General features: G+C 72.9%; 20 protein-coding genes and 2 riboswitches. Of the genes, 7 read left to right on the plus strand and 13 right to left on the minus strand.

Annotated features, from left to right (window positions below):
• Genes AB0I42_RS12075 through AB0I42_RS12100 form a run of 6 tightly spaced genes read right to left on the minus strand, consistent with a single transcriptional unit; the run spans position 1 to position 6,599 of the window.
• On the minus strand, positions 1–1,446 hold the full coding sequence (locus AB0I42_RS12075; RefSeq protein ID WP_357536615.1) for a DHA2 family efflux MFS transporter permease subunit: 1,446 nt from the start codon (positions 1,444–1,446) through the stop codon (positions 1–3).
• Positions 1,447–1,480: 34 nt separating this feature from the next.
• On the minus strand, positions 1,481–2,647 hold the full coding sequence (locus AB0I42_RS12080; protein WP_357536616.1) for a hypothetical protein: 1,167 nt from the start codon (positions 2,645–2,647) through the stop codon (positions 1,481–1,483).
• On the minus strand, positions 2,644–3,651 hold the full coding sequence (locus AB0I42_RS12085; protein WP_357536617.1) for a hypothetical protein: 1,008 nt from the start codon (positions 3,649–3,651) through the stop codon (positions 2,644–2,646). Before AB0I42_RS12085 ends, AB0I42_RS12080 begins: the two co-directional genes overlap by 4 nt.
• A complete protein-coding gene (locus AB0I42_RS12090; protein ID WP_357536619.1) occupies positions 3,644–4,465 on the minus strand; it encodes an alpha/beta hydrolase in 822 nt (273 codons plus the stop codon). The genes AB0I42_RS12085 and AB0I42_RS12090 overlap by 8 nt, the downstream gene beginning before the upstream one ends.
• Positions 4,462–5,937 carry an AMP-binding protein gene (locus AB0I42_RS12095; protein ID WP_357536621.1) on the minus strand — a complete coding sequence of 492 codons (1,476 nt, stop codon included), beginning with the start codon at positions 5,935–5,937 and terminating at the stop codon, positions 4,462–4,464. The genes AB0I42_RS12090 and AB0I42_RS12095 overlap by 4 nt, the downstream gene beginning before the upstream one ends.
• Positions 5,934–6,599, minus strand: coding sequence for a class I SAM-dependent methyltransferase (locus tag AB0I42_RS12100; protein ID WP_357536623.1), 666 nt, complete (start codon positions 6,597–6,599; stop codon positions 5,934–5,936). The genes AB0I42_RS12095 and AB0I42_RS12100 overlap by 4 nt, the downstream gene beginning before the upstream one ends.
• A 383-nt stretch (positions 6,600–6,982) precedes the next feature.
• Positions 6,983–7,122: riboswitch (cobalamin riboswitch) on the plus strand.
• A gap of 108 nt (positions 7,123–7,230) precedes the next feature.
• Between AB0I42_RS12100 and AB0I42_RS12105 the strand changes: the two genes are divergently transcribed.
• The 3 genes from AB0I42_RS12105 (at position 7,231) to AB0I42_RS12115 (ending at position 9,361) form a co-directional block, all read left to right on the plus strand.
• The gene (locus tag AB0I42_RS12105; RefSeq protein WP_357536625.1) at positions 7,231–8,277 is read left to right on the plus strand and encodes a peptidase; all 1,047 of its coding nucleotides are present in this window, start codon (positions 7,231–7,233) and stop codon (positions 8,275–8,277) included.
• A 50-nt stretch (positions 8,278–8,327) separates the two neighbouring features.
• Positions 8,328–8,759 carry a hypothetical protein gene (locus AB0I42_RS12110; RefSeq protein WP_357536804.1) on the plus strand — a complete coding sequence of 144 codons (432 nt, stop codon included), beginning with the start codon at positions 8,328–8,330 and terminating at the stop codon, positions 8,757–8,759.
• Between the two features lie 110 nt (positions 8,760–8,869).
• Complete coding sequence (locus AB0I42_RS12115) at positions 8,870–9,361, plus strand: YfbM family protein (protein ID WP_357536627.1); 492 nt, start codon at positions 8,870–8,872, stop codon at positions 9,359–9,361.
• 16 nt (positions 9,362–9,377) lie between these two features.
• On the opposite strand, the gene AB0I42_RS12120 is transcribed toward AB0I42_RS12115, so the two are convergent.
• Positions 9,378–10,838, minus strand: coding sequence for a family 43 glycosylhydrolase (locus tag AB0I42_RS12120; RefSeq protein WP_357536628.1), 1,461 nt, complete (start codon positions 10,836–10,838; stop codon positions 9,378–9,380).
• A 357-nt stretch (positions 10,839–11,195) separates the two neighbouring features.
• On the opposite strand from AB0I42_RS12120, the gene AB0I42_RS12125 reads away from it, so the two are divergent.
• The gene (locus AB0I42_RS12125; RefSeq protein ID WP_357536806.1) at positions 11,196–12,608 is read left to right on the plus strand and encodes a family 43 glycosylhydrolase; all 1,413 of its coding nucleotides are present in this window, start codon (positions 11,196–11,198) and stop codon (positions 12,606–12,608) included.
• A 10-nt stretch (positions 12,609–12,618) separates the two neighbouring features.
• On the opposite strand, the gene AB0I42_RS12130 is transcribed toward AB0I42_RS12125, so the two are convergent.
• From AB0I42_RS12130 to AB0I42_RS12150, 5 genes are all read right to left on the minus strand, one after another.
• Complete coding sequence (locus AB0I42_RS12130) at positions 12,619–13,476, minus strand: ECF transporter S component (protein WP_357536630.1); 858 nt, start codon at positions 13,474–13,476, stop codon at positions 12,619–12,621.
• A 22-nt stretch (positions 13,477–13,498) separates the two neighbouring features.
• The gene (locus tag AB0I42_RS12135; RefSeq protein ID WP_357536632.1) at positions 13,499–15,118 is read right to left on the minus strand and encodes an ATP-binding cassette domain-containing protein; all 1,620 of its coding nucleotides are present in this window, start codon (positions 15,116–15,118) and stop codon (positions 13,499–13,501) included.
• Complete coding sequence (locus tag AB0I42_RS12140; RefSeq protein WP_357536634.1) at positions 15,115–16,260, minus strand: CbiQ family ECF transporter T component; 1,146 nt, start codon at positions 16,258–16,260, stop codon at positions 15,115–15,117. The genes AB0I42_RS12135 and AB0I42_RS12140 overlap by 4 nt, the downstream gene beginning before the upstream one ends.
• 1 nt (position 16,261) lies before the next feature.
• Entirely contained in the window at positions 16,262–17,164 is a 903-nt protein-coding gene (locus tag AB0I42_RS12145; RefSeq protein WP_357536807.1) for a hypothetical protein, read from the minus strand.
• A gap of 71 nt (positions 17,165–17,235) precedes the next feature.
• On the minus strand, positions 17,236–18,669 hold the full coding sequence (locus AB0I42_RS12150) for a prenyltransferase/squalene oxidase repeat-containing protein (protein WP_357536636.1): 1,434 nt from the start codon (positions 18,667–18,669) through the stop codon (positions 17,236–17,238).
• 110 nt (positions 18,670–18,779) lie between these two features.
• Positions 18,780–18,852: riboswitch (cobalamin riboswitch) on the minus strand.
• Positions 18,853–19,103: 251 nt separating this feature from the next.
• Here AB0I42_RS12150 and AB0I42_RS12155 point away from each other — a divergent pair.
• From AB0I42_RS12155 to AB0I42_RS12165, 3 genes are all read left to right on the plus strand, one after another.
• Positions 19,104–19,520 (plus strand): hypothetical protein, encoded by a 417-nt coding sequence (locus AB0I42_RS12155; protein ID WP_357536638.1) that lies wholly within the window; start codon positions 19,104–19,106, stop codon positions 19,518–19,520.
• Positions 19,517–20,899, plus strand: a complete 1,383-nt coding sequence (locus AB0I42_RS12160) for a hypothetical protein (protein WP_357536640.1) — start codon at positions 19,517–19,519, stop codon at positions 20,897–20,899. Before AB0I42_RS12155 ends, AB0I42_RS12160 begins: the two co-directional genes overlap by 4 nt.
• 111 nt (positions 20,900–21,010) lie before the next feature.
• Positions 21,011–22,114 carry a DNA alkylation repair protein gene (locus AB0I42_RS12165; protein ID WP_357536641.1) on the plus strand — a complete coding sequence of 368 codons (1,104 nt, stop codon included), beginning with the start codon at positions 21,011–21,013 and terminating at the stop codon, positions 22,112–22,114.
• A gap of 60 nt (positions 22,115–22,174) precedes the next feature.
• Here AB0I42_RS12165 and AB0I42_RS12170 read toward each other — a convergent pair whose 3' ends face one another.
• Positions 22,175–22,465, minus strand: a complete 291-nt coding sequence (locus tag AB0I42_RS12170; RefSeq protein ID WP_357536643.1) for a DUF1540 domain-containing protein — start codon at positions 22,463–22,465, stop codon at positions 22,175–22,177.
• Between the last annotated feature and the right edge of the window lie 93 nt (positions 22,466–22,558).

The raw sequence follows: 22,558 nt of genomic DNA on the forward strand, positions 1-22,558 counted from the left end.
CTACCGGTCGACGGGGTCGGCGGTGGCGACCACCGGCCGGTCCGGGTCGCTCTCCGGCGGCGGCTTCGGACCGTCGGTCGCCGTACGCAGGTTGGGGCGGGCCGCCAGGCAGGCCAGCGCGCCGAGGGCGGCGACCACGACGAGCAGCAGCATCGCCGTACGGGCCGTTTCGGCGGTGACCGAGACACCGGTGCCCTGGAGCACGGCGCCGACCGCGGCGGAGCCGATCATCGAGCCGATCTGGAGCGCGGTGACCAGTACGCCGGACGCCGCGCCGGCGAGTTTCGGCTGCACGCCACCGAGCGCGACGACGGCCAGCGGCGTGAACAGGAAGGCGTTGCCGATTCCGATGACGCTCATCGGCGCGACGAAGGACTGCCAGGTGGCGCCCTCGTACATCGCGGTCATCGCCCACAGCATGCCGCCGGCGGTCAGCACCGCGCCGACCAGCAGCAGGTGCTTGCCCTCGACGCGTTCGGAGAGCTTGCCGGCGACCGGGTCGAACAGGGTCGAGAAGAGCGAGGCCGGCACGATCACCAGGCCGGCGGCGAGCGGGTCCATGCCCAGCACCGACTGCAGGAAGAGCGACAGCACCAGGACCAGGCCGATGACGGTGCCCGAGGTGGTGAGCGAGAAGGCGTTCATCAGCGTGTAGTTGCGGTCGCGGAAGAGGCCGAACGGAACCAGCGGTTCGCTGTCCTGCCGGCCGCGCTGCTGCACGACGAAGGCGGCGAAGAGGACCCCGGAGCCGGCGAGCAGCGCCCAGATCCAGCCGTTCCAGGCGTATCGCTCGCCCTGGCTGATCGCGAACGTGAGGCAGAACAGGGCGGCCGAGGCGATGAGTACGCCGAGCAGGTCGAGCCGGTGCCGGCGTTCGGGGCGGGTCTCCGGGATGACCAGCCAGGCGAGCACCAGCATGGCGACGCCGAGCGGGGCGTTGACCAGGAAGACCCACCGCCAGTCGAGTGCGCTGACCAGCACCCCGCCGACGACCGGGCCGGTGACGGCGGCGACGCCGCCGACCGCGCCCCGGATGCCCAGCGCCATGCCGCGCCGGTCGGCCGGGAAGAACTCGACCAGCAGCGCGAGGGTCTGCGGGGTGAGCAGGGCGGCGCCGAGCCCCTGCGCGGCCCGGGAGGCGATGAGCTGCCCCGGGGTCTCGGCCAGCCCGGCGGTGAGGCTGAAGAGGGTGAAGAGGGCGACGCCGATCACGAACAGCCGGCGCCGGCCGTAGAGGTCGCCGAGCCGCCCGGCGGTGATCAGCACGACCGCCAGCACGAAGATGTACGCGCTGATCGACCAGACCACCTGGTCGGTGGTGGCGTCGAGGTCGGCCATCACGCTCGGGATCGCGACGGCCAGGACCGCCACGTCCAGTTGGGTCAGGAAGTAGGCCAGCGCCAGCACGGCCAGGATCGCCCACGGGTTGCCCCGCATCTTCGTCATCTCGGTCCGCTCCGTGGGTGCTCGTCGGTCGTGGTCAGGGCCGGGCCGCTTCCCGCCACAGCATGGGTGGGATCTTGTTGGTGCGTTCGACCCGGCCGAGGGCGGTGACCCGTTCGGTGGTGATCGCGTCCGGGTGGTGTTGGGCGATGACGCCCAGGTCGTAGAACTCGCGGAGCAGCCGCTCGTGGACCGCGCCGGGGTCGGCGTCGCCGGTGAAGTGGACGGTGAGTTGCCGTACGGAGTGGCGGGACTCGGTGCCGCGGGTGAGCACCAGCTGGGCGTCGCGGACGCCGGGTTGGGCGCGTACGACCGAAAGGGCCTCGCCGATCCCGACGAGGGCGCCGTGCAGTTTGATCGCGTCGTCGGCGCGGCCGAGTACGCGCAGCGCGTCCGGGCGGCCGCAGCGGCATTCGGCGGGTGCGACCCGGTCGCCGAGGCGGTAGCGGACCGTCGGCACCGTCCATCCGGTGCCGCGCCGGGAGAGCAGGGCGCCGGCGTCGTCGGGTTCGATGACCTGGTCGGGCATCAGGTGCAGCACCGACAGGTCGCAGGCCGGGGTGTTGGTGGCCATCACGTACGTCTCGACGGAGCCGTAGTTGCCCCAGAAGCCGATGTCGGGGAAGGCGGCGCGGACCGTCTTCTCCTTGTCGTCGGTCCATGGCTCGGCCATCCAGATCAGCTTCTTCAGCGGCAGGACGAGTCCGGAGTCGAGGACGCCGCGGGCCAGGTCGGCCAGGGCGGTCGGGGTGCCGCAGACCGCGTCGACGCCGACGTCGTTCCACATCGGGATCCAGTCGGCGATCTCGGCCGGCGAGTGTGGGCCGGCCGGGATGATGTCGCAGCGGCTGTGCTCGGCCAGCGCCTGCATGTAGTAGTGCGAGGCCCACATCCGGCCGGGGGTGAACAGGTTGAGCATCAGGTTTCCGGGGGCGAGCGGCCGCCACTGGCGCAGCAGCCGGTCGTGTGCCTGGTGGTAGCTGACGAAGGTCAGCTTCGGCCGCCCGGTGGTGCCGCCGCTGGACATCAGGATGCCGCCCCCGTCGCGCGACATGTGCCGGGAGATCGCGAGGATCTCGACCGGGCCGGTCACCGCCAACCCTTCCAGGCCGGCGGCGTCGTCGGGGACCGGCGCGCCGCCGTGGTCGGCCAGCCACCGGGCCTGGGCGAGGATGTCCTGCCAGGGCAGGCGGCCGATGGTCACGCCGGGCCTCCCCCGCCGGCCAGGAAGGCGGCGTGGCCGGCCTGGTATGCCTGGAAGCGGGACCGGACGATGGATCCGGCGATCCGGTCCTGCTCGGGGTCGCCGTTGAAGGCGACCGCGCCGTCGAGCTCGATCTCGGAGATCCAGTACCGGTCGCCGTCGATGAGGAAGTCGACGCAGAAGTACGGGGTGGGCAGCCGGGAGGCCGCGTAGGCGATCGCGTCCTCCAGGTCGGCGGGCAGGCTGGCGTAGCCGCGCTCGTGGCGGCCGCCGACCGCCTTGGTGACCATCAGGCAGTAGCCGTCCTTGACGCCCTCCAGCACGGTGTGTGCCCGGCCGTCGACGCAGTAGACCCGCTTCTCGTGCACGCCGGGCAGGTAGGGCTGGGCGACGAGCGCGGTGTCGGAGCCGCCGGCCAGGCCGATGACGCCGCGCAGGTCGTGGACGTTGTGGACGACCGAGATGCCGAGCCCCATCCCCCAGTAGGCCGGCTTGACGATCATCGGGTAGTCGAGGTTGGCGAAGGCGGGGTCGAAGTGGCCGCTCATCGCCTCCCGGCCGCCGATCACGCGTACGGTCGGCAGCAGCGGCACCGGGCTGTTTCGCAGGTGCAGCATCGTGGCGGTCTTGTCCTCGCCGATGTAGGACAGGGCGGGCGGGATCGGCAGGTAGAAGCCGGCCCGTTCCAGGATGGTGAAGAGGAAGAGCTGGTTTTCGACGTCCTGGCTCTGGTGCGGTAGCGAGTAGAGCGAGGTGACGAAGATGGTGTCGGCGGGTGTCACCGGGTCGCCGTTGAGGTAGAGCCTTGGCCGGGTCGCGTCGGTGGTGTCGACCGCGATCTCCTCCGGCTTGTTGAGCGTCATCTCCAGGCCGAGGTCGGCGGCCACCTTCCGGTAGGGCTCCCAGACGGCCTCGTCCTCGGCGCGGCGCTGCCAGGCCGTGCCCCGGTCGGGGTAGATCCAGCTCAGCCGGCGGGCGGGGGACGCGGCGGTGGTTTCAGCCATCGGCTTCACTCCCATGGATGCGGGCCGGCTCGGCGACCCGGGCGACGAACTCGCGGACCGTACGGGTGAACCTGTCGCGCTCCTCGACGAACGGCAGGTGTCCACTGTGGGCGAAGATTTCCAGCCGGGCGCCCGGGATCGCGTCGGCGAGCCAGCCGCCGACGGCACCGGGATAGACCTGGCTGCGGGCACCGTGGACGAGCAGGGTCGGGACGCCCAGCCGGGAGACCCGTTGCCGCCAGTCGGCGGCGACCGCGTCGGCGAGCAGCGCGCCGACCGCGGCCGGGTCGCACCGGCCGGCCTGCGCGACCAGGTCGGCGACGACCGCCGGATCGGGGTCGGCGCCGGCGGCGAACGAGCCGCGGACCAGGTTGTCGGCGAACGCGCCGTAGTCGGCGGCGATGGCCTGCCCGAACTGCGCGGCGGCGGCGGTGGTCAGGTTGCCGAAGGCCGGGAAGGGCCAGCCGTCGTCGCCGACGAGGCACGGGGTCTGCTCGACGGAGACCAGCCCGGCGGTCCGGGCGGCGCCGAAGCGTTCGAGGTAGCCGTACGCGACGGTGGCGCCGAGCGACCAGCCGAGCAGGGTCACGTCGCGCAGGTCGAGCGCCTCGACGGTGCGGTGCACGTCCTCGGCGGCGGCGGCCAGCGACGCCGTACCGCCGGTGTTGCGGCCGTGGCCGGGCAGTTCGACGGTGACCACCCGGTGGTCGGCGGCGAGGTCGGCGACGGCCTCGGCGAGGAAGCCGGCGGTGGCGGCCAGCCCCGGTACGACCAGCAGGGTCGGGCCGGTGCCGCGGTCGTGGTGGATGCTCATCGGGATCCTCCGGAAAGGCCGAGGCGGTGCCGCAGCAGCGGTTTGTCGATCTTGCCGACCGGGGTACGGGGTATCTCGTCGACGAACCGGACGGTGCCGTCCAGCCCGTGGGTGCGCAGGATGTCCTCCACGATCTTGCCGACCTCGTCGGCGGACCGGCCGGGAGCGGGCCGGACCGCGACGGCGACCTGGGCGGCGTACCGTCCGGGGTGGACGGCGAGGCAGACCGCGGTGTCGACGGCGCCGGTGCCGGCGATCTCGTCGTCGAGCATCGGGGCGAGCACCGGCCCGGCCGGGGTGGCCAGCGCCTCGGAGACCCGGCCCAGGATGCGGTAGGAGCCGTCGGGTCCGCGGCGGGCCACGTCGCCGGTCCAGAACTCGGGGGTGCGGAAGGTGCGGGCGTTGGCCTCGTCGTTGCCGAGGTAGCCCTCGCTGGTGCAGTCCGACCGCAGCACCAGCTCGCCGATGTCCGGCTCGGTGCCGACCGCTTCGGCGAAGGGTTCCAGGCGGGTGCCGACACCGCGTACGGGGATCATGCCGGCGTCGGCCTGTACCTCGTCGGTCATGTTGCCCAGCGCGAGACCGAACTCGGTGGAGCCGTAGATCTGCCGGATCCGGATGCCGAGCGCCTCGTCGGCCCGCCGGATGACGGCCGGGGGCAGGTAGGCGCCACCGCACAGCGGCCGGCGCAGCCGGGACAGGTCGACCTCGCCGTCCGCCGCCGCCACCAGGTCCTCGTAGTGTTTCGGCAGCGCGCTCATCACCGTGATCCCGTACGCGGCGAGCTGGCGCAGCAGTACGTCCGCCGGGGCGGCCGGGTCGGCCAGCACCAGGCGGGCCCCGGACAGCAGCGCGGCGAAGACGTGCAGGTCGGTGGCGTGCGCGACGTCGAGGGTGTGTCGGCAGAGGAACGCGTCGGTGTCGCGGATGTCGACGTCGGCGATCCAGCGACGGCGCTCCCGCACGAACTTGTCCTGCCGCCAGGCCATCAGCTTCGGGAAGCCGGTCGAGCCGGAGGTCCACAGGGTGCGGAAGATCCGGTGGTGCACCTCGGTGGCGAGCTCCGCGAGCGGGTCGGCGGCGCCCAGCTCGTCGAGGCCCACGGTGGGCGGCCCGGGCGGCAGCTCGCGGTGACCGTCGGTCACCACCAGGACCGGCTCGGTACGGTCCAGCGCGGTGCGCAGGTCGGCGGCGTCGAAGTTGCCCATCAGCGGTACGTAGCGGGCGCCGAGCCGGGCCACGGCGATGATCAGTGCGACGTATCCGATGCTGTTGCGCATGGCGAAGGCGACGCTGTCGTCGGCGCGTACGCCCCGGGCGGCCAGGCCGCCGCCCAGGCGGTCGACCAGCGCGACCAGTTCGGTGTAGCTGACCGCGTCTCCTCCCGTGGTCTCGACGGCGGGTGCGTCGGGGCGGGCGGCGGCGACCGCGCGTACGGCACCGTAGAGCGTGTCCGGCTCTTCGGCGGTCATGCCGTCCACCCGGCGTACGTGGCGAACCGCCAGTCCTTGGCCAGGCAGTCGACCTGCGCGTAGCCGGCCTGCCGCAGCCAGTCGAGTTGGGTGTCGACGTCGATGCAGATGTCGTGCTTCATCCGCTCGCGGCCGGCGGCCCACTCGTCGGCCGGCGTCTCGGAGTCGTGCACGTGCTTCTCGTGCTGGCGGTCGTAGAGCGCCTCGATCGCCGGGGTGGGCGCGAGCACCTGCTCGACGTTGACGAACAGGCCGCCCGGGCGCAGTACGTCGCGGATGCGGGCGAACAGGTCGCGCTTGCCCTCGTGCGGCAGGTGGTGGATCGCCAGGCCGGAGACGACGGCGTCGAACGGGCCGACCGGCAGCGGGTCGGTGAGGTCGGCGACCAGCGTGCGGACGTGCTCGACGGTCTCGAAGCGCTGCACGGCCTTGGCCAGCATCGGCTGCGACCGGTCGACGAGCAGCAGTTCGGCGTCGGGCAGCCGCTCCAGCAGCGCCGCGCTGAGCAGGCCGGTGCCGGCGCCCAGGTCGAGGATGCGGGGCCGGCGGGGCACCGACATGGCGACCACGCTGACCGCGCTGCCGTAGAGGAGGTCGAACGACGGGATCAGTTGCCGCCGCAACGCGTCGAAGGTCGCCGGATTCCAGAGTTCGGTGGTCACAGGTCTCCCCCCATCAGCCTTACGGCAATGGATCGGTCAGGGCTGGGCGGTGGCCGAGCTACGCCCCAATGGGCGGCCGGATTCGCGCCAGACATTGACCGTGGTGCAGTGGTTTCACCCGGTCTCCCCTGCTTGCCGAGATCCAGAAAGAATGCACCCGGCAGCAATGCCACCTGGCCACGTCGCCGAGCATCACTATAGACGATGATCATTCAGTTAGAAACGGGTAGATCATCCGACGAACCCGGCGGATACGGGCCCTTCGAATTCACGTCCGTCGCACCGTTGCCACATTGCGGAGAGTGACTGTCGGGAGGGTGACATCCGGGGTGGCACATGCCACCCACCAGCGGATTGACACCGGGCGGGCGATTCGGAAAGACTTACCGTCCACAACAGAAGATGCGTGCACCGTGGGGAAAGTCCGGTCGAAGTCCGGCGCTGGCCCGCAACGGTAGGCCGTCGAGCACTGCAATGTGCCCGGCGGTGAGCCCGAATGCCCACCTGCGCGCAAACCCGCTCCTCACCCGTCGTGGCCCACGGGACGGAGTCCGGATAAATCCCCACCGCGCATCGTGAGCGCAGGGACCTCCGGCCTCGTTACCTTCGGGCCGGAAAGGCGTGCCCACACATGGTCCGCTCGCTATCCCGGCACAAACTCCCCGCCCTGCTGTGCGGCGTACTCGCCGCCGCCCTGACCGTCGCGACACCGGCCGCCGCGGCCGCCGCCCCGCCGACCCTGAGCCGCTCCGACGCCGCCGCCGGCTGGCTGGCCCGGCAGATGGTCGACGGCGAGCGCTTCGAGACCGAGTTCGGCGGCGTCAGCTATCCCGACCAGGGCCTCACCATCGACGCCGTCTTCGCGTTCGCCGCCGCCAAGGTCGCCGACGAGAACGGTGCCAAGGCGCTCACCTGGCTCGCCCGGCCGGAGATCCTCACCGGCTACGTCGGCGACGGCAGCACCGAGGCATACGCCGGCGCCACCGCCAAGCTCACCCTCGCCGCCCAGGTCCGGGGTGCCGACCCGACCGCGTTCGGCGGCGTCGACCTGGTCGCCCGACTGCGCGGCCTGGAAGACCCGTCCGGCCGGTTCTCCGACCGGTCCGCGTGGGGCGACTACAGCAACGCCTTCAGCCAGTCCTTCGCCCTGCTCGCCCTCGACCGCACCCCGGCCGGCGCCCCCGCCACCGCCGCCGCGTTCCTGGCCGGCAGCCGCTGCGCCGACGGCGGCTACCCGCTGCTGTTCGCGCAGGCCACCTGCGTCAGCGACGTCGACGCGACGGCGCTGGCCGTGCAGGCCCTGCTGGCCGTCGACCGGTACGCCGACGCGACGGCCGGGCTCGCCTGGCTGACCGGCGTACAGGCCGCGAACGGCTCGTTCGGCAACGCGGCCGGCGAACCGAACGCCAACAGCACCGGCCTCGCCGCCCAGGCGCTGTGGGCCGGCGGGCGGCTGATCTCCGCCGCCAGGGCGAACATCTTCCTGCTCGGCCTCCAGGTCGGCTGCTCCGGCCAGGTGGCCGACCGTGGCGCGGTCGCGTACACCAGCGCCGGCTTCGACCCGGCCACCGCGCCCCGGGCCACCGCCCAGGCCGTCCCGGGGCTGGCCGCGGTCGGCTTCGCGAAGCTCTCCGCCACCGGCGCCCGCGGCGCCGCGCCCACCCTGGCGTGCCGGTGAGTACGGCGATCGCGCGGACCCGACGCTGGGCCGCGACCCTCGCCGCGCTCCTGGTGCTGACCGCCGGCCTCACCGTCGCCGAGCCGGCGCCCCGGGCCGCGCACGCCGCGGCCTGCACCGGGACGACCGGCGTCACGGTCGTCGTCGACTTCACCGCCTTCGGTGGGTCGATCGAGGTACGGTGCGCGCCCGGCGACCCGGCCACCGGGCTGGCCGCCCTCCAGGGCGCCGGCTTCGCCGTCACCGGTACGGCCCGGTGGGGGCTGGCGTTCGTCTGCCGCCTCGACGGGCTGCCGACCGCTGCCACCGAACCGTGCGTCAACACCCCGCCGGCCAGCGCGTACTGGTCGTACTGGCACGCCCCGGCCGGCGGCAGCTGGTCGTACAGCACGCTCGGCGCCAGCAGCTACAACCCGGCACCGGGCACTGTGGAGGGATGGTCGTTCGGGTCCGGCGCGGCCCCGGGCATCTCGCCCCCGTGACCCGCTGACGATCCGGGCCGGGCGGCTTCCCCCCGCCCGGCCCGGATGTGTCGGCCCGCTCCCGTACCCTCCCGCCAGGCATTTCGGGTTCCGGTGGAGGAGAACGGGTCATGAGCAGTCTCGGTGTGCACTTCGCGATCGACGAGGAGGCGGCGGCCCGGCTGCTGTCGGCCGACGACGACGCGGCGGTGATGGCGATCGTCACCGGGATCGAGGAGGCCTGGGACGAGGTCGACCACTGCGAGACCGACAAGGCCTGGGACGCGATCCACCGCTGCCTTACCGACGGCCTGCTCGGCTACGACAACGGCGACTATCCCCTCAACGCGGCGGTCCTCGGCGGTCTCCAGGTCCACGAGGACGACGACTACATCGTCGGCCTCCTCACCCCGGACCGGGTACGCGACGTCGCCGAAGCGCTCGTCCCGGTCGACCGCGACCGGCTGCTCGCCGGCTACCGGGCGATCGACGTCGAGGACTACGGCGTGAACCACGGCGCCGAGGACTTCGAATACACCTGGGCGAACTTCACCGATCTCGTGGCCTTCTTCCAGCGCGCCGCCCGCGACGGCAAGCACGTGATCTTCACCGTCGACCAGTGAGCGTCGGCGACCGCTGTCACTCCAGGTGGAACGTTGCCGACCCCCGTTCGGCGGCCGTGCCCACCGGCTCGATGAACAGCAGCCCGGTGCGGTGGCGGACGTACCGGCCGGGGAAGTTCCCCGATTCGAGCGAGATCCCGGCACCGTCGGCCAGTCCGGGCCGGCGGACGAAGCTCGCGTCGGCCCGGAACAGGGCCGAGCCGTCGTCGCGCTCCAGGTGGATCTCGTAGTTGCGGTGCCGCAGGTAGTGGCCGGGGAAGTTGGTCGACTCCAGGGACACCGACCCGGAGCCGGCCAGGCCGGTGACGATCCGGAACTGGGAGTCGGCCAGGTTCGTCACGTTCGGCTCGATCCGGCCCCGGTAGGCGAAGTGGCGGACGAAGTTGGCGGCGAGGTCGTGCGAACGCAGCCGTACCGGGGTCGCGCCGTCGGGGACCGGGATGCCGAAGTTGGGCGTGCCGTCGGCGTTCCAGTACAGCTTCTGGATACGGGTCCGCCGGTTCGGGTCGTTGAGCGGGTCGCCGGTGATGTCCCGGTAGTTGCGGTCGTGGTAGACGAGGATGTCGCTCTGCCCGTCGTCGGACGTGGTGAACGAGTTGTGGCCGGGACCGTACTGGCCGGTGGCGGCGTTGCTGGCGAAGACCGGGGTCGGGCTCTTCGTCCAGGACGCCGGATTGAGCAGGTCCGCCGTCGCGGCGGCGGTCAGCAGGCCGAGACAGTAGTTGGCGTCCGTCGCGCTGGCCGAGTAGGTCAGGAAGATCCGGCCATTGCGCTGGATCACCGCCGGTCCCTCGGCCACCCGGAAGCCCCGGGTCTCCCAGTCGTACGTCGGCACGGTCAGCCGGGTCACCGGGCCGGTGATCGTCCACGGGTCGGCGCCCATCCGCGCCAGGTAGAGGTTGGAGTTGGTGGCGATCCCCGGCTCCTGCTGCGCCCAGGTCAGGTAGCGCACCCCGCCGGCGACGAACGTCGAGGCGTCCAGGGCGAAGGTGTCCCACGGCGTGGTGATCCGGCCGCGTTCGGTCCACGAGCCGCCGAGCGGGTTCGCGGCGGAGTTCTCCAGCACGTACATCCGGATCCGCCAGATGTCGTCGGCCCGGCCGGCGGCGAAGTAGACGTACCACCGGCCGTTGATGAAGTGGATCTCCGGTGCCCAGATGTGGGCGCTCATCTCGCCGCTGGTGTGCCGGCGCCAGATCGTGGTCTCCGGGGCGGTGGAGAGTCCCTGCAGGGTGGTGGCGCGGCGCAGCACGATGCGGTCGTACTCGGGCACCGTGGCGGTCAGGTAGTAGTAGCCGTCGGTGTGCCTGACGATGTGCGGGTCGGCCCGCTGGGCGACCAGCGGGTTGGTGTGGTTGACCGCCGGGGCGGCGGGGGCCGGTGCCGCCGGCAGCAGGCTCGCCAGCACGGCGAGCACTGTCGCGGTGGCGACCCGGCGGACGAGGCCGGCGGGGCGCGGCGCGGCGGGGCTGGTCATCGGCGTCTCCTCGTACGGTCCGGTCGGCGGCGGATGCGGCCCGCCGGTCGCTGGTAGCCGCCAGCATTGTGAAGGCTAACATCGACGCTTATCAAGCGTTCGAGCTTATTTAGTTGCCGTTCCATCCCATGTCCAAGCAGGTAGATCCATCAGCAACCCTGCTCGACCAACGCCGACCGGCAGCTTGACAAGCCATATTGTTAACGCGACCATCATCGATGCATTCCGTCGACGGCAGGGAGCGGGCCGATGCCACCCATCCGTGAGAAGCAACCCCATCGCACGCGGCCGCGCTGGCGCGCGGGCCTCGCCGCCGGCCTCGTCCTCGTCGTGGCGGGCACCGCCGCGACCGTCGCCATGCCGGCGGCCTCTGCCGCCACGGTCGACACCAACGCCTACTACGTGCTCGTCAACCGGCACAGCGGCAAGGCGCTCGACGTCTACAACCTGGCCACCAACGACGGCGCCCCGATCAACCAGTACGCCCGCAACGACGGCGCGTGGCAGCAGTGGCGGTTCCTGGACGCCGGCAACGGCTTCTTCCGGGTGCAGTCCCGGCACAGCGGCAAGGTGCTCGAACTGCCCAACGCCAACGACGGTGTCCAACTGGTCCAGAACGCCGACAACGGCAGCACCCGGCAGCATTTCCGGCTGGCCGACTCCGCCGGCGGCCACGTACGGCTGATCAACCGGCACAGCGGCAAGGCCCTCGACGTGTGGGAGTGGTCGACGGCAGACGGCGCGATGGTCTCGCAGTACCAGGACCTGGACGGCAACAACCAGCAGTGGCGGATGGTCAACCTGGGACCGGTGGTCGGCACCCCGGGGACCTTCACCAACCCGATCAAGCGCAACGGCCCGGACCCGTGGCTGCAACACCACAACGGTTTCTACTACCTGGCCACGACCACCTGGAACTCCACGATCACGATGCGCCGGTCGAGCACACTCAGCGGCCTCTTCGGCGCCCCCGAGCAGGTCGTCTTCGATCTCTCCGGGCGCCCGAACGGCTGCTGCAACATGTGGGCCCCCGAGTTCCACCTGCTCGACGGACCCAACGGGCGCCGCTGGTACCTCTACTACGTCGCCGGTCAGAACGTCAGCGACTTCAACCCGACCCAGCGGCTGCACGTGCTGGAGAGCGCCGGCACCGACCCGATGGGTCCGTACACCTTCAAGGCCGACCTCGGCAGCGACTGGCAACTGGACGCCAGTGTCCTGAAGGTCAACGGCAACCTCTACCTGCTGGGCACCTACAACGGCGGCGGCAACGGCCAGAGCCTGTTCATCACCCCGCTCAGCAACCCGTGGACGATCAGCGGCTCCCGGGTCCGGCTCAGCTCGCCGACGCTGAGCTGGGAGCGGCAGACCCACCCGGTCGCCGAAGGACCCGAACCGCTCTACCACAACGGCCGGACCATGATCGTCTACTCGGCCAGCGCCTGCTGGGGCCCCGACTACAAACTCGGCCTGCTCACCCTGACCGGCAGCAATCCGCTCAACCCGGCCTCCTGGACCAAACACCCCACCCCGGTGTTCCAGCGCAGCGACGCCAACGGCGTCTACGCCCCCGGCCACAACGGTTTCTTCAAGTCACCGGACGGCACCGAGGACTGGATCGTCTACCACGCCAACGACTCGGCCGGCGGCGGCTGTGACATGAACCGCTCCACCCGCGCCCAGAAGTTCACCTGGAACGCCGACGGGACACCGAATTTCGGGACCCCGGTCCGGCTGGGCGTCCAACTCGCCGCCCCCTCCGGCGAGTAGCCGCCCGGACTCACCCCCCGGCCGGCCCGGTCCGGCCGGGACCGGCCGGGGCGGAGTCGAACACGACCGGGGCGTCGAAGGCCGCGCGACGGGCGGCCCGGCGCAGGGCGGCCAGCACCGCCGGCCCGGCGAGCACGATCGCGACCACGTTGGTGATCGCCCGGCCGGTGTCCCAGCCGAACGTCGACGTGACCCCGGTGAAGACCGCGAACCGGTGCAGGTTCTCCAGCAGCGGCGCCCCGGCCACGTACGACAGTTGGGTGTCGATCCCGGTGGTGTACGGCCAGAACCACATGTTCATCAGGAAGCCGAACCCGTACGCGGCGAGCAGGCCGTACCCGGCGAGCATGGCGATCTCGGCCTTGCCGCGCGGACGGACCGGCAGCAGTCCGGCGCCCAGCCCCACCCAGGCCGAGGCGAGCATCTGGAACGGCAGCCACGGCCCGACCCCGGCGGTCAGCAGCGCCGACGTGAACAGCGACGTACAGCCGAGCACGAAGCCGAAGCCCGGGCCGAAGACCCGGCCGGCGAGGACCAGCATGAAGAAGACCGTCTCGATGCCCGCGGTCCCGGCGCCGAGCGGGCGCAGCGCGGCGTTGATCGCCGACAGTACGCCGAGCATGGCGAGCCCCTTGGCGTCGATCCCGCCGGAGGAGAGTTCGGCGAGTACGACGGCGACCAGCACCGGCAGGATCACCACGAAGATCAGCGGGGCGTCGGCGGTGTGCGCGATCGCCTCGGGTTCGGGTGCGTGGAACAGCGGCCAGAAGAACATCGCCAGCCCGGCGGCCGACGCCAGGACCAGGACCAGCGCACTACGCGGCGCCACCCGGATCACCCTGGTACGGGACACGACAGAAGGTGTCATGTCGGCCCCTCGCTTCGCTCGGTCATGCCGGCACATCCTGTCCGGCGAGGCTGGCGGCGACCTGCGCGACGGTCAGCCAGGGCAGCGGGTCGAGGACCTTGGCGACCTGCGGCGCGAAGGCCGGTGACGCGACGACGACGTCCGGTGTCGGGCCGTCGGCGACGATCTCCCCCTCGGCCATCACCACGACCCGGTCGGCGGCCGCCGCCACGAACTCGACGTCGTGGGTGGCGAAGACGACCGCCCGGCCGGCCTCGGCGAGTTCGCGTACGACGGCGGCGAAGTGCCGCTTCGCCGGATAGTCCAGTCCCCTCGTCGGTTCGTCGAGCAGCACCACCGGCGGTGCGGCGACCAACTGCACGGCGAGTACGAGCGCCAGCCGCTGCCCCTCGGACAGGTCGCGGGGATGGCTGGCACCGGGCAGGCCGGGGACCAGCCGGTCGAGCAGGGCCCGGCAGGTGCCGGCCGGCGACCCCGACTCCTGGTCGGCCTGGGCGCACTCGGCGTCGACCGTGTCGAGGTAGAGCAGGTCGGCGGGGGTCTGCGGCACCAGGCCGACGAGGCGGCGGGCCTTCCCGGCGGACAGCTGCTTCGGGTCGGTGCCGCCGACGTCGACCCGGCCGCCCTGGCGCGGGCCGGAGCCCTGCACCGCCCACAGCAGCGACGACTTGCCGGAGCCGTTGCGGCCCATCAGGGCGGTGATCTCGCCGGCCCGCAGGTCGAGGTCGACGCCACGTACGGCGTACACCTCGCCGTAGCGGACCACGACCCGGCGCGCGGTCAGGGCCACCGGGCCGGCGGCGGTGGTCCGGGGTGGTAGCGGCCGGTCACGCAGCCGCTCGCGCAGGGCGGGTGCCCGCCGACGGGCGTCGCGGACCGACAGCGGCAGCGGCTGCCAGCCGGCGAGCCGGCCCAGTTCGACCACCGGCGGGGCGACGTCGGCGGTGGCGAGCACGTCGGCGGGCGTACCGGAGACGACGGTGCCGTCGCCGGGCAGGTAGAGCATCCGGTCGGCGTACTGGACGACGCGTTCGAGCCGGTGTTCGGCGACGACGACGGTGACGCCGAGGTCGTGCACCAGCCGGGTGATCGCGGCGAGCACGTCCTCGGCGGCGGTCGGGTCGAGGGCGGAGGTGGGTTCGTCGAGCACGAGGACCCGGGGCTGGGCGGTCAGCACCGCGCCGATCGCGACCCGCTGCTGCTGGCCGCCGGACAACGTCCGTAGTGGACGGTTGCGGAGTTCGGCGATGCCGAGCAGGTCGAGGGTCTCCTCCACCCGCTTGCGCATCACCGGCGGTGGTACGGCGAGCTGTTCCATGCCGTACGCGAGTTCCTCCTCGACGGTGTCGGTGGTGAACCCTGCGAGGGGGTCCTGGCCGACGACACCGACGAGGTGGGCGAACTCGCGGGGCGGGTGCTCGCGGGTGTCGAGGCCGGCGACGGTGACCCGGCCGGCGAGCCGACCGCCGGTGAAGTGCGGCACGAGGCCGTTGACGGCCCGTAGCAGGGTCGACTTGCCGGCGCCGGTCCGGCCGGCGACCAGGCACAGTTCACCCTCCTCTATGGACAGGGTGACGGCGCGCAGCGCCGGGGCGGGCGCGTCGGCGTAGGTGACCGTGACGTCGGTGAACTGGATCGTCATACCCGCTCCCGTCCGGCGGCCACGCCGACCGGTGGCCGGCCGGCGGCCGTGCCGACCGGTGTGTCGGCCGGCGGCGGTGGCGCCAGCCAGGCCGGCAGTACGGCCACCAGCACCGCCGCCGCCGGCAGTGCGGAGATCTCCGGCCACGACAGCGGGCTCAGCGACGGGTACAGGTTGGCCGCGTCGACCCGGATGGTGGCGTAGAGGCCGCCGGCGGCGGCCAGCCCGCACAGCGCGACGGCCACCTCGGCCGGACGCCAGCGGTCCGGCCGGTAGACCGAGCGGACGACCCGCCGGCCGCCGAGCACGAATCCGCCGACGGCCAGGGCCAGCCCGGCGCCGAGCATCGGCAGGCCGAGATAGCGGGGGGTGCTGGCGTCGAGCAGCCCGTAGACGCCGACACACACCCCGACCAGGCCGGCGACGACCAGGACGCCGGTGAGCAGCCGAAACCCCCGCGGTACGGCGCCCCGGCGGCCGTAGCCGCGGGAGTCCATCGCCGCCGCCAGGGCCAGTGACCGGTCGAGGGCGTCCTCCAGCACCGGGATGACGATGCCGCGCAGCGCCCGCAGGCCGCGCCCGGTGCCGCCGCGCAGCCGCCGGGCCCGGCGTACCCGCAGCACGCTCTCGACGAGTTGCGGGGCGACCGAGAGAGCGACGACGACGGCCGCGCCGACCTCGTACAGGGCGCCGGGCAGCGCCCGCAGCATCCGTTTCGGGTTGGCCAGGGCGTTCGCCGCGCCGAGGCAGATCAGCATGGTGGCCAGTCGCAGCCCGTCGTAGAAGCCGCCGAGCAGTTGCTCGACCGCGACCGGTCCGAAGAGCCGGATGCCGGCCGCCCACTCCGGTAGCGGGATCTGCGGCAGCGTGAACAGCACGGTGTCGCCCTGCCCGCCGCCGAAGACGACCCGGAAGAGCACCCGGGAGACGACGATGATGCCGCCCAGCCACAGGTAGAGGCGGAAGCCGAGGGCCCACGGCGCGGTGCCGCGGCGGGCCGCGACGACGTACGCCGCGACCGCCAGGATCAGCGCCAGCAGCAGCGGGTTCGTCGTGCGGCTCGCCGCGACCGCGAGCCCCAGTGCCCACAGCCACCAGGCGCCGGGGTGCAGGTTTCGCGGCACTCGTACCGGGGCGGTCACCTCAGACCTGGTCCGGCGGTTCGGTGCCGGTCGCGGCCCGCCGGCGCCGGGCCGTCCACACCGCACCGCCGGCGAGTGCCACCAGCAGTACGCCGCCGGCCAGCGTCGCGAACGGCACTCCCCCGCCGTCGCCGGTCCGCGCGGCGGGCTCGGGCGGCAGCGCGAGATCCGTACCGGTCGGGGTCGGTGACGGACCCGGGTCGGTGGTGGCCGGTGCGGCGCCCGACGTCGGCCCGGCGGGTGTGGGCGGGGTGGTGGCCTGGGTGGTCACGGGACCGGTCGGGGCGGCGGGCGGCGGCGCGGGTCGCGACGGGGCGGGCGGCGGATTGGCCGGGCGGCTGGCGGCCGGTGGCGGGGCGCCGGGCTGACCGCCCGGTGGCGGGCCGGCGGTGGTCCGCGTCGGTGCCGGTGCCGCCGGCCGGCGGGGCGCCACGCGCGGCGGCGGGCTGCTGGACGAGGTCCGGTCCTTCGAGAACGACCAGCCCTCGAAGCTGCCCGGTGGCGGGGTCCGGTTCAGCACCCCGAACTGGCTGTAGCTCCAGGTGCCACCGTTCGACGCGTGCCAGTAGGACCAGTAGGCGCTGGCCGGCGGTGTGTCGATGCACGGTTCGCTCTGCGGGCCGGGCTTGCCCTCGATCCGGCAGATGAATCCCTCGCCCCACCGGGCGGTGCCGGTGATCTGGATGCCGGCGTTCTTCAACGCCGCCAGGCCGGTGGCCTGCTTGCCGGGGGCACACCTGATGATCGTGGCGCCGCCGAGTTCCCGGAAGTCGACGATCACCGTGACGCCGTTGGCGTCGGGGCAGTAGCCGGCGCTGCCGGCCGCGTGGGCGGGTGCGGTGCCGACGGTGGCGCCGGCAGCGGCGAGCAGCAGCGCGGCCAGGGCCGCGCCGGCCGTCCGCAGCCCGACCCGGAACCCGGCCGCCGCCGGGTCGCACCCGGCCGGTGTCGGCGGGAACCGGTCCGCCCGTACGGTCACGACCGCTCCCGGCGGCGCCGGCCGGCCACGACCAGCCCGACCCCGGCGAGCATGACGACCGCGCCGAACGCCCCGATCGAGGTGACGTCGACACCGGTCGTCGGCAGCCGTCCGCCACCGGACGGCGGTGGCGCCCAGGTCGTCGGCGCCGGGCCGGTCGGGCCGGTCGGCGACGGGGTGGCGGTGCCGGTCGGAGTGGCGGTCGCGGTCGGGGACGGCGACGCGGTCGGGGAGGTCGTCGGGGACGCCGACCCGGTCGGGGTCGGGGTGGCCGTGGACGTCGGGGTCGGTTCGGTGCCGCCGGTCCCGATCTCGGCCAGCGACACCTTCGCCAGCCCCAGCGCGGCCTGCCCGGTGGCCCGCCGCCACTGATCCGTCTCGTTCTCGGCGATGCCGCCCGAGATCGCGTCCGCGAGCGAGCCCGGGGTGTACGCGATCGCCCCGGCGTACGCGGCCGCGGCCCCGCCATCAGCCGCCGTCAACTGCTGCGCGGCGACGAAGTCGGCGGCCCGGTCGGCCTCGACGGTGTGTCCGGCGGCGGCCAGCGCCTGGCCACCCAGGCCGGTGCTGTTGGTGTTGGAGTAATCGGTGCCCATCGAGCCCTGGAACGAGCCGTCGGCCTTCTGCTGGGTGAGCAGCCACCCGATGCCGGCGTCGGCGGCGGCCTTCGCGCCGGTGGCGCCCGCGGCGTCGGCAGCGAGCAGCGCCTGTACGGCCATCGCCGTCGTGTCGACGTCCTGGACCTGGCCGGCCACCGGTGCGCTGGTGCAGGCCGCGCCGTCGGTCGCGGGGTTGAGCCGGAAGCCGCCGGCGGCGCACTGCTGCTTGATCAGGAAGTCGACCGCCGGCTGCGGGACGCCGCCGGAGCGGGCCAGGCCGAGCACCGCGAGGCTCTGCGCGAAGAGGTTTCCGCCGTATGCCGGCTGATCGCCGTTCCAGTCGAAGATCCAGCCCTGCACGGCTCCGGCGTCCGCGCCGCGGATCAGGTCGAGGGTGCGGGCACGCATGTCGTGGCTGCCGAACGAGGTCGGGTCCCGGCCGGCGACCACGGCAGCGACGAGAACCTTGGCCATCGAGCCGCCGATGAGGTAGTCGGGGGCCCACTCGCCGCCGGTCGCGTACGAGTCGACGTTCGCCTCGACCGCGTCGGCGACCGCGTCGGCGGCGGCCGGCTCGGTGCCGGCGGCCTCCAGCGCGATCAGCGCGTCGATGGTCAGGCCCCAGTCGGTGCCGCCGAACGGACCCGCCAGGCGTCCGTCGGCCAGTTGGCCGGCCAGCCACCTGGCGGCGGCGGCGCTCTGCGCCGAATGCGGGTTGTCGGCGCGTACGGCGGCGGCCGGCGCGGGGGTGGGTGTTGTCGAAAGCGCGACGAGCAGCACCGCGCTCCCGGCGAGGGCCGGGGTGAGGGCCGCGAGAAGGCGACGGAACATGGGACATGCCTTTCGGGAGCGGTGGTGAGCACCGCATCCCGGCCCGCAGGGGTCCGTCGATCCGGGCTCAACCTGTAGACCACGACAGTTGAGGCCGCTCGTCTCCGTGTGGGCATTCCGGCTCGTGGTGGAAGTCCACCACATACGGTTGCGGGTCAGCGCCGGCTTCACACCGGCTTCCCCCACGCGGAAACTCATTCAGTTGTGGGTAAGCCATTCTGGCTGGCAGCGAACCTTACGGTATCCAGCCACCCACGCCGCGTACATGAGGCACAGGTCACGACCTCGCATCGATGGCCACCGACGGTACGTCCGGTCCATGCGACCGGCGGTCCCGTCGGTGGCACCCGGTCGGACGATGGAGGACGGTGGCGCGCCGTTGCGACGATGTTGCCGAACGGGGTCGCGTCCGTCGGCAGATCTGGAGATCGGCAGTGAGCACTGATTCAGGCTGGAACGACTACCTGTCCACCGACACACCCGCCGTGGACGTCACACCGGTCGCCCCGACCTTCGAACCCGTCGCCGTGCCGGAACCCGCCGCGACGATCGTGCAAAGTGAACTGACCAGCGCCACCAGCGACCAGCAGTGGTCGGACTGGCACGCGGACAGCAGCGCCTCGTGGGCCGACTCGGCGCAGAGTTACGTCGACTACGCCCAGCAGAGCGCCGCACAGGGCTACTTCGACGCCGCCGACAGCGCGATGGACACCGCCGCCAACCATGCCTCGATCGCCGGCGCCAACCTGGACACCTCGATCGATTACCAGGCCGCGGCGAACACCCACGTCGAGACGGCCGCCACCGAACTGGCCCCGTACGACGCCGGCCTCGGCTCCGCCACGGAATGACCTGGGCGGAAGCCGGGGAGGCCACCACCGGCCCGGCTGCCGGCACGCCCGGCCTCGAACCGGGGCGGTTGGCCGCCGGGGCGGAGCGGCGGGTCGCCGTACCGCCCAGCGTGGCCCGTCAGCACCTGCTGCGCACCATCCGGGAACTGTCGTTCGAGCTGCGGACCGAGCAGCTCAGCGTGCTGGAGGCGGTGCGCGGCTCGAAGCTCGGCGGGGTCACGCTGGCACCGGGCAAGCTGCCGGTGAGCCTGCGGATCGGCCTGGAGGCGGCCGACGCCGGTTGCCGCATCGCCGTCCTGCTCGCCGACCGCTGGCCCGGCAAGGTCGGCCGCAACTGGGGCGCGACCAGCGCGTACGTCGAACTCTTCGGCGCCGTGCTGGCCGCCGTCGACGGCGCGCTGACCCGGCTCGACCCGTCGGCGGCGGCCTCGTTCGCCCCATGGTGGCGCGACACCGGCACCGGCGACGTCGCCATCATGCAGAACGCCGCCAGCCGCGCCGCCCAGGCGCAGGCGGCCCTGTCGCGGCACACGTCGCGGCTGCTCGACGGTGGTTCGGCACCGCCCCGGGGGGCGTCGGTCAGCCGGTCCGGTGTGGACACCTTCGTCTTCGAGACGGCGGACGCGGTCGCCGAGGTGCCGACCGAGCTGGCCGACGGCATGCTGATGGTGGGCACGCTGGTCACCAGCCGGCCCGGCGCGATGCCACCGGCACTCGTCGCACAGGTGCAGTCGCTGGTCTTCCGGATCGAGGAACACCTCGCCGCCGACGGCCGGGCCTCGCTGTTTCCCGCCACCCCTGAGGACGTGCCGGTGGTGACCTTCCTGCACCAGCAGGCCCGGCTGCGTGGCCTGCTGCCGGTCCGTACGCTGCGGACCTGCACCACCTGCCGGCTGGAGAAGGTGACCAACCCCGAACTCGAACGGCTCCAGGAGCGGACCCGACGCACCCGCGACCTGGCGACCGGCATCAGCGCGGTGGTGACCCCGTACGTGCTGGCCGGCCGGCTGGTGCAGTTGAACAGCAAGGGCCCGGAGTTCGCCTGCCCGCGCTGCCAGGGTCTGGACGCCGACGAGACCGTGGTGACGTACTGCCAGCGCTGCGGCGACCGGCGGGCCGAGACGGCACTGCGCGGGTGCCCGAAGTGCCAGTTCGACTTCCGCTCGCTGCTGCCCGCCGAACAGTTGTGGCGGCCACGGACCGCCGGGCCGGACGGCGGCACCGTCGCCGGGACCGGGCCGTCGGCGGTGGTGGCCGGACCGGCGGCGCTGCTGAAGGTTCCGGACGACTTCCCGCCGGCACACCCGCGCCCGCCGAAGGCGCCACGGCCGGCGCGCCCGGAGGTTCTCCCGCCTCCCTCCGGACCGCCGGCGACCTGAGCACGCCCGCCGTGCGAGGATCGGGCCGGCCGCTGGCGGCGGAGATCCGTCGCCGGGGCCGGCCGGCGCCGCCGGAAGCCGGCGACCGCGGCGAGCACGAAAGGTCAGCCGATGCCCACCGCCGACGAACTTCTCAACGCCGCCGCCGTCGACGGGCTGGCGCGCTGCCTGCTCGACGTGGCACCGGGGCATCCGCTGCCGGCGTTGCGTCGCACGGCGGCGGCGCTGGAGGGGCGGACGCTCAGCGAGCGGTGCCACGACGTACGCGACGCGCTGCTGACCGATCTACCGGACGACTACGACGGGTTCGCGGCGGTCGTACGCGCCGCCCTGGAGCGGCCCGGGTTCACCGGGTGGATGACCTGGCCGGTCACCGAGGCCGTCGCGCGGCGCGCGCTCGACGCCGGGCCGGCCGACCGTTTCGACGCCGGACTCGCCCTGCTCGCCGACCTGACGCCGCGGCTGACCGCCGAGTTCGCGATCCGGTCGTTCCTCGCGGCCGACCTCGACCGCACGCTGGCCGTGGCACTGGAGTGGACCCGGCACCCGGACCCGCACGTGCGGCGCCTGGCCAGCGAGGGCACCCGTCCCTACCTGCCCTGGGCGCGGCGGGTGCGGGCGTTGTTCGACCGCCCGGCGGCCACCACCACCGTGCTCGACGCGCTCTACCGCGACGATTCGGAGTACGTCCGCCGCTCGGTAGCCAACCATCTCAACGACCTGAGCCGCATCGATCCGGAACTGGCCACGACGACCGCCACCCGCTGGCTCGACCGGGCGGACGAGCACACCGCGAAGGTGGTCTGGCACGGCCTGCGTACGCTGGTCAAGAAGGGTGATCCGGCGGCGCTCGGGCTGCTCGGGTTCGGTCCGGCGCCCGACATCGTCGTCACCGGACCGGTGCTCGGCGAGGCTGTGGTGGCGTCCGGCGGCGACCTGCTCTTCGAGGTCACGCTGGAGAACCGGGGGCCGGATCTCGCGGCGGTGGCGATCGACTACGTCGTCCACCACCGGCGGGCCAACGGGACGCTGAGCCCGAAGGTCTTCAAGCTCACCACGCGCCGTCTCGACGCCGGCGCCAGTCTGACGATCAGTCGGCGGCACTCGTTCGCGCCGATCAGCACCCGCACCTACCACCCGGGTGAGCACGCGGTCGAGGTCCAGGTGAACGGTGTGCGGCACGGGCTGTGCACCTTCCGGCTCGGCTCTCCCTGAGCGGCGGTGCGGGGTGGCGGCTGCCGCCCGGGGTACGGGCCCGGACGGCAGCTGGCCGGGTCAGCGCGCCTGGAAGGTCATGCAGTCGGCGAGGTCCTGGCCCGGCGCGACCCGGATCGACGGTGCCCGGCATTCGAGTTCGGCGTTGAACCGGCATTCGGCGCGCTTGCAGGCGCCGACTTGGGCGATCACCATGTCGAGCCCGCCCTTGGCCGAGGTGTCGATGAACGTGTCGCAACTGGCGGTCGTCTCGCCGATGGTGATGGCGAAGGCCCGGCATCCGTCATGGTTGTAGCCGCAGTCGGTTACCGTGCATTCCTGTACCCGCGGCATTTCCAGCATCTGTGTCATGACTACCTCCTCCGTTCGACCGTAAACCGGCACGGCGCTTTCGGCACTTCGAACAGGAAAAGAGTTTGCCCAGCTCAGAGGAGTAGAGCCTTA

Origin of the sequence: Polymorphospora sp. NPDC050346, from assembly GCF_040655695.1 — a bacterium.
GTDB lineage: Bacteria > Actinomycetota > Actinomycetes > Mycobacteriales > Micromonosporaceae > Polymorphospora > Polymorphospora lycopeni.

Excerpts from the sequence above, each read along its gene's own strand:
- AB0I42_RS12075 (WP_357536615.1), bottom strand. The coding sequence starts at position 1,446 with ATGACGAAGATGCGGGGCAACCCGTGGGCGATCCTGGCCGTGCTGGCG.
- AB0I42_RS12085 (WP_357536617.1), bottom strand. The coding sequence starts at position 3,651 with ATGGCTGAAACCACCGCCGCGTCCCCCGCCCGCCGGCTGAGCTGGATC.
- AB0I42_RS12090 (WP_357536619.1), bottom strand. The coding sequence starts at position 4,465 with ATGAGCATCCACCACGACCGCGGCACCGGCCCGACCCTGCTGGTCGTA.
- AB0I42_RS12095 (WP_357536621.1), bottom strand. The coding sequence starts at position 5,937 with ATGACCGCCGAAGAGCCGGACACGCTCTACGGTGCCGTACGCGCGGTC.
- AB0I42_RS12105 (WP_357536625.1), top strand. The coding sequence starts at position 7,231 with ATGGTCCGCTCGCTATCCCGGCACAAACTCCCCGCCCTGCTGTGCGGC.
- AB0I42_RS12115 (WP_357536627.1), top strand. The coding sequence starts at position 8,870 with ATGAGCAGTCTCGGTGTGCACTTCGCGATCGACGAGGAGGCGGCGGCC.
- AB0I42_RS12120 (WP_357536628.1), bottom strand. The coding sequence starts at position 10,838 with ATGACCAGCCCCGCCGCGCCGCGCCCCGCCGGCCTCGTCCGCCGGGTC.
- AB0I42_RS12125 (WP_357536806.1), top strand. The coding sequence starts at position 11,196 with ATGCCGGCGGCCTCTGCCGCCACGGTCGACACCAACGCCTACTACGTG.
- AB0I42_RS12130 (WP_357536630.1), bottom strand. The coding sequence starts at position 13,476 with ATGACACCTTCTGTCGTGTCCCGTACCAGGGTGATCCGGGTGGCGCCG.
- AB0I42_RS12135 (WP_357536632.1), bottom strand. The coding sequence starts at position 15,118 with ATGACGATCCAGTTCACCGACGTCACGGTCACCTACGCCGACGCGCCC.
- AB0I42_RS12150 (WP_357536636.1), bottom strand. The coding sequence starts at position 18,669 with ATGTTCCGTCGCCTTCTCGCGGCCCTCACCCCGGCCCTCGCCGGGAGC.
- AB0I42_RS12160 (WP_357536640.1), top strand. The coding sequence starts at position 19,517 with ATGACCTGGGCGGAAGCCGGGGAGGCCACCACCGGCCCGGCTGCCGGC.
- AB0I42_RS12165 (WP_357536641.1), top strand. The coding sequence starts at position 21,011 with ATGCCCACCGCCGACGAACTTCTCAACGCCGCCGCCGTCGACGGGCTG.
- AB0I42_RS12170 (WP_357536643.1), bottom strand. The coding sequence starts at position 22,465 with ATGACACAGATGCTGGAAATGCCGCGGGTACAGGAATGCACGGTAACC.